Origin of the sequence: Mycobacterium sp. (assembly GCF_035603715.1) — a bacterium.
Classification (GTDB): domain Bacteria; phylum Actinomycetota; class Actinomycetes; order Mycobacteriales; family Mycobacteriaceae; genus Mycobacterium.
The window spans coordinates 1-4,535 of sequence record NZ_DATNJW010000215.1 but is presented as its reverse complement, the minus strand read 5'-3'; the positions used below and the strand labels follow the sequence as shown (position 1 = coordinate 4,535).

General features: G+C 68.6%; 7 protein-coding genes. All 7 read right to left on the bottom strand.

Annotated elements, in window-relative coordinates:
* A partial coding sequence (locus VN856_RS09115; RefSeq protein ID WP_325688181.1) for a heavy metal translocating P-type ATPase occupies positions 1-910 on the bottom strand: 910 nt, incomplete at its 3' end.
* Positions 907-1,155, bottom strand: a complete 249-nt coding sequence (locus VN856_RS09110; RefSeq protein ID WP_414686908.1) for a hypothetical protein — start codon at positions 1,153-1,155, stop codon at positions 907-909. The genes VN856_RS09110 and VN856_RS09115, both read right to left, overlap by 4 nt.
* 2 nt (positions 1,156-1,157) lie before the next feature.
* A complete protein-coding gene (locus VN856_RS09105; protein WP_325688178.1) occupies positions 1,158-1,697 on the bottom strand; it encodes a DUF3093 domain-containing protein in 540 nt (179 codons plus the stop codon).
* Positions 1,698-1,755: 58 nt separating this feature from the next.
* Entirely contained in the window at positions 1,756-2,340 is a 585-nt protein-coding gene (locus VN856_RS09100) for an LppA family lipoprotein (RefSeq protein WP_325688176.1), read from the bottom strand.
* Between the two features lie 153 nt (positions 2,341-2,493).
* Complete coding sequence (locus VN856_RS09095; RefSeq protein WP_325688174.1) at positions 2,494-2,922, bottom strand: hypothetical protein; 429 nt, start codon at positions 2,920-2,922, stop codon at positions 2,494-2,496.
* Positions 2,919-3,899 (bottom strand): porphobilinogen synthase, encoded by a 981-nt coding sequence (hemB, locus tag VN856_RS09090; RefSeq protein WP_325688172.1) that lies wholly within the window; start codon positions 3,897-3,899, stop codon positions 2,919-2,921. The genes VN856_RS09095 and hemB overlap by 4 nt, the downstream gene beginning before the upstream one ends.
* Positions 3,899-4,535: uroporphyrinogen-III synthase (locus tag VN856_RS09085; protein ID WP_325688170.1), on the bottom strand; the 637-nt coding region annotated here is incomplete at its 5' end. The genes hemB and VN856_RS09085, both read right to left, overlap by 1 nt.

Here is a 4,535-nt window from a genome sequence, read left to right as displayed (position 1 = left end):
TGGCCATCCGGGCCAGTTGGGTGTCGGCGCCGACTCGGATGGCGCGCACCAACACCCGGCCGTAGGTGTTCAGCGAGCCCCCGACCACCGTGTCAGCGGCGGCCACGTCGACCGGTACCGGCTCACCCGTCATCGCCGAGGTGTCCAATGCCGTTGTCCCGTCCACGATTTCGCCGTCCGTGGCGACTCGCTCCCCCGGCCGCACCACGACGACGTCGCCAACCTGCAGTTGGGCGACCGGCACCCGGACCTCGCCGCCGTCGCGCAACACCGCGGCGTCCTTGGCGCCCAGGCTCAGCAGCGAGCGCAGCGCAGCCCCGGAGGCGCGCTTGGCCCGCGCCTCGGCGTAGCGGCCGGCCAGCTGGAACACCGTGACCGCGCCCGCGACCTCGAAGTAGACCGGACCCGCGCCGCGGAACACCGCAGCCGTCGACCACAGGTACGCGGCCAACGTGCCCAACGACACCAGGGTGTCCATCGTCGAGGTGCGATGCCGGGCGCCGAGCAGCGCCAAGCGGTGAAACGGGTAGCCGCCCCACGCCACGATCGGCGTCGTCAACGCCAGCGCCGCCCACTGCCAGCCGGCGAACTGCCAGCCCATCACCATCGACACCGCGACGACCGGAATCGCCAGCAGCGCCGAGCAGATCAGTCGTGAGCGCAACAGGTCCTGCGGCTCGTCATCGTCGAAGTTGAGCAGGTCGACGGCCACCGACGCGTGGTAGCCCGTCGACTCCACCGCGCGGATCAAATCACCGGCTGACACCTCGGACTCGTGCTGCACATGGGCCCGCTCGAGGGCGAAGTTCACCGCCGCCCGCACCCCGTCGAGCCGGTTCAACGCCCCCTCGACGCGGGCAGCGCACGACGCGCAGCTCATGCCGCGCAGGTCGAGTTCGGTGGTGGTCATGCCGTCGTGGGCCGAGCCACCCGCCGCAGCCGCGCGATGCCGACAACCAGCAGCATTCCGGCGGCCGTCGCCAACAGCAGGGTCAGCAGCAAAAGCGAGGGGTCATAGACCACCGCGGTGGTCACCGGCTGGTCCTTGGCGACCGGTGCGACTTCCACGGTGGATCGGACCGCCGACCAACTGAACGCGCAGCCCGCGACCGCGGCAACGGCCAACGCGAGCTCGACAAAGGCTCGGAAACGCACCATTACCAGCGTGAACTGTCGTCGTCGTGTTCCGGCGGGAGCTCGTTGGGGCTGACGCGTTCCTCGACCAACGGGGTCAGCAGGTTGCGCAGATGCCGGTGCCGGCGGGCCCACGCCTGGGCGGTCCGGCCGCCGGTGAGCCGCAGCCCGATGCCGGTCCGGCCCTTGGGCACCCCGACCAGCTCGCCGAGCGCGCGGGCGGACTGCCAACGCTCCAGGTCTTTCTTCGCCGCCATCGGATGATCCGGTTCGGGGTACACCTTGAGGATTTCGGACACCCGGATGGTTTCGGTGCCCTGGCGCAGGGTCTGCGGCGTCAGCACGACCGAGGTGTGGATGCGGGCCGCTTTGACTTGCAGCGCGATGAAACTGGTCAGGACCACCAGGAAGAACACCGGGACCGAGATCTGCCAGCCATTGCCGTTGGACTTCTCGATCCACAGCATGATTGCGGCCGAAATCGGCCCGGCCAGCACCCAGTACCAGGTCGCACCGACCTCACGAAAGAGCGGTGCCGCTTCGGTGTCCGTGTCGGCAGTCACGTGCACCATCATCCCCTGCTGGACCTGCGGCCCAACAACCTGGGGCCCTACCGGCGGCTCACGACTTCGGTGTCGGTCTGGGCGGGCTGTTCCACGGTCCCGGCCCGGTGCCGACGTGGTGACATCCGGTCGCCCCCGACACGACCATATCGGTCGGATTCGACCCCGACGTCGTCTCGATGGCGAGTCCCAGCAGCCCGTGATCGCGGGGCAATGCGCCGTTCACCGAGCGCCCGGTATGGACGTCGACTTTGCTGACGCCGTGCGCCTTGAGCACGTCGGTAGCGGCTTTGATGACGGCATGGGCGCCGGCGGGCGAGGCCGGCGCGGGCGACTGCCAGTTCGGCAGTTGGTAGATCTTGCCGGACAGGAAAACGAAGGGCGGTGGGCAACCGGCTTGCCCGCCGTCCGACGTCGCCGTCCAGGTTGTCGCGGGGTAGGCCTGCTGGACAGCGTCACGCATCGCCGCGGTGACCGCAACCAGATCGTTGGCGGCATCTTGGAGCGAATCCCGTTGAGTCAGCATTCTTTCCAGCGCATCCGCTGAAGCTTCTCCCGGCTTGGGCCAAGGGTGCGGGTCGTAGTGGCATGCCGATGCCGCCATCGTGACCGCCAACGCGATCACCAAACTTGGCCGACTCATCTCAGGGTCTCTCCTTTGTCGCACCGGTGACTCCCGACAGTACGGCCGCCAGCTCAATCCGACATTCGGAACTGTCTTCTGTCCGTACCATCATCGCGCGGATCCTCCGAATCGCTACATGAGCCGAGCCGGAAATTCGGTCTTTTTTAGCGCTTATCTGGTGAAGTAGTTGTGCGAGTCGCTGCGGTGCAGCAAAAACATGCCGCCGGCGATCAGCACCGATCCGGTAATCCCCGCAGCGCCACACGCGACGGCGTACATCGGCGGCCAGGTGACCGTGAACAGCCGGATGCCGACGTAGACGACGGTGGCAGTCGCTCCGCCGCTCAAAACGGTTCGGGCCCAACGGTATCCGGCTCGCATCAGGATCAGGAAGGTCACCACGATGGCACACAAGACCGCGACGAACAGCCCCTGCGCGACGAGGAGCGGGGTGGTCCCGTGGCCGTTCGAGGAGCCGACCAGGTCGGCGATGTAGCCGATCACCATCAGCGGCACCGCGACCAGCCACAACCAGAAGCCGGTGTCGACATCGACCGGCCGGGTCGGCGGCTGCGGCCCGGGTTCAACGGGAGCCGTCACGACAACCAGGTGGCCGCGCCGGCGGCCCAGTAGCTCAGCACGATGTCGGCCCCCGCGCGCCGGATGCTGGTCAACGACTCGAGTGCGGCGGCGCGCTCGTCGATCCACCCGTTGGCGGCGGCAGCCGCGATCATCGCGTACTCCCCCGATACCTGATAGGCGGCGACGGGCACCGGTGAAATCTGCGCGACGGCCGCGACGACGTCGAGATAGCTCATCGCCGGTTTGACCATCACGATGTCGGCACCTTCGTCGAGATCCAACTGCGCCTCGCGGACCGCCTCGCGAGCATTGCCCGGCTCTTGCTGGTAGGTGCGCCGGTCGCCGGACAGGCTGGAGCTCACCGCTTCGCGGAACGGGCCGTAAAACGCCGACGCGAACTTGGCGGCATAGGCCAGGATGACGACGTCGGTGCGACCGGCCGCGTCCAGACCGTCGCGGATCGCCGCGACCTGGCCGTCCATCATTCCGCTCGGACCGACCACGTGGGCGCCCGAATCTGCCTGTGCGACAGCAAGTTCGACGTAGCGCTTCAGGGTGGCGTCGTTGTCGACCCGGCCGCGCTCGTCCAGCACACCGCAGTGCCCGTGGTCGGTGAACTCGTCCAGGCAGGTGTCGGCCATCAGCACGGTCGCGTCGCCCAGATCCTTGCTCAGGTCGCGCAGCGCAACGTTGAGAATCCCGTCGGGATCCGAACCCGCCGACCCCGCCGCGTCCTTGTCCTGGGCACGCGGGACACCGAACAGCATCAGGCCGCCGACTCCGGCCGTCACCGCGTCGGCCGCGGCGGCGCGCAGCGAGTCGCGGGTGTGTTGCACCACGCCGGGCATCGAGTCGATCGGCCGCGGCTCGTCGATGCCGTCGGCGACGAACATCGGCAACACCAGATGCCGTGGCTCCAGCGATGTTTGCGCCACCAACCGGCGCAACGCCGGAGTCGACCGGAGTCGACGCGGACGCTGCCGGGGGTAGGACATTACCGCCTGCGGCTCTTCTTACGCGGTGGCGGCAGCGCACCCTCGGCGCGCAGCCGGGCGGCATGCTCGGCCAGCGCCTCGATCAGCGGGCCGACCGCGGCGGTTTCGGGTTGCACGTCGACGCGCAAACCGAATTCGGCTGCCGTCTCAGCAGTTTTCGGGCCGATGCAGGCGACGATCGTGCGTGCGTGCGGCTTGCCGGCGATGCCGACCAGGTTGCGCACCGTCGAGCTGGACGTGAAGCACACCGCGTCGAAGCCACCGGTCTTGATCATCTCGCGGGTGGTCGCCGGCGGCGGAGCGGCCCGCACGGTCCGGTAGGCGGTGACATCCTCGATCTCCCAGCCGCGTTCGCGCAGACCCTCGGCCAGCGTCTCGGTGGCGATGTCGGCACGCGGCAGCAGCACCCGGTTCACCGGGTCGAAAATGCTGTCGTAGTCCGGGAATTCGTCCAGCAGACCCAGCGACGACTGCTCACCGGAGGGCACCAGCTCCGGGCTGATTCCGAACGCGCGCACCCGGTCGGCGGTCGATTCGCCGACGCAGGCGATCTTCACGCCGGAGAACGCCCGGGCGTCGAGACCGAATTCGCCGAACTTCTCCCACACCGCGCGCACCGCGTTGGTGGAGGTGAAC

Excerpts from the sequence above, each read along its gene's own strand:
- VN856_RS09100 (WP_325688176.1), bottom strand. The coding sequence starts at position 2,340 with ATGAGTCGGCCAAGTTTGGTGATCGCGTTGGCGGTCACGATGGCGGCA.
- hemB (WP_325688172.1), bottom strand. The coding sequence starts at position 3,899 with ATGTCCTACCCCCGGCAGCGTCCGCGTCGACTCCGGTCGACTCCGGCG.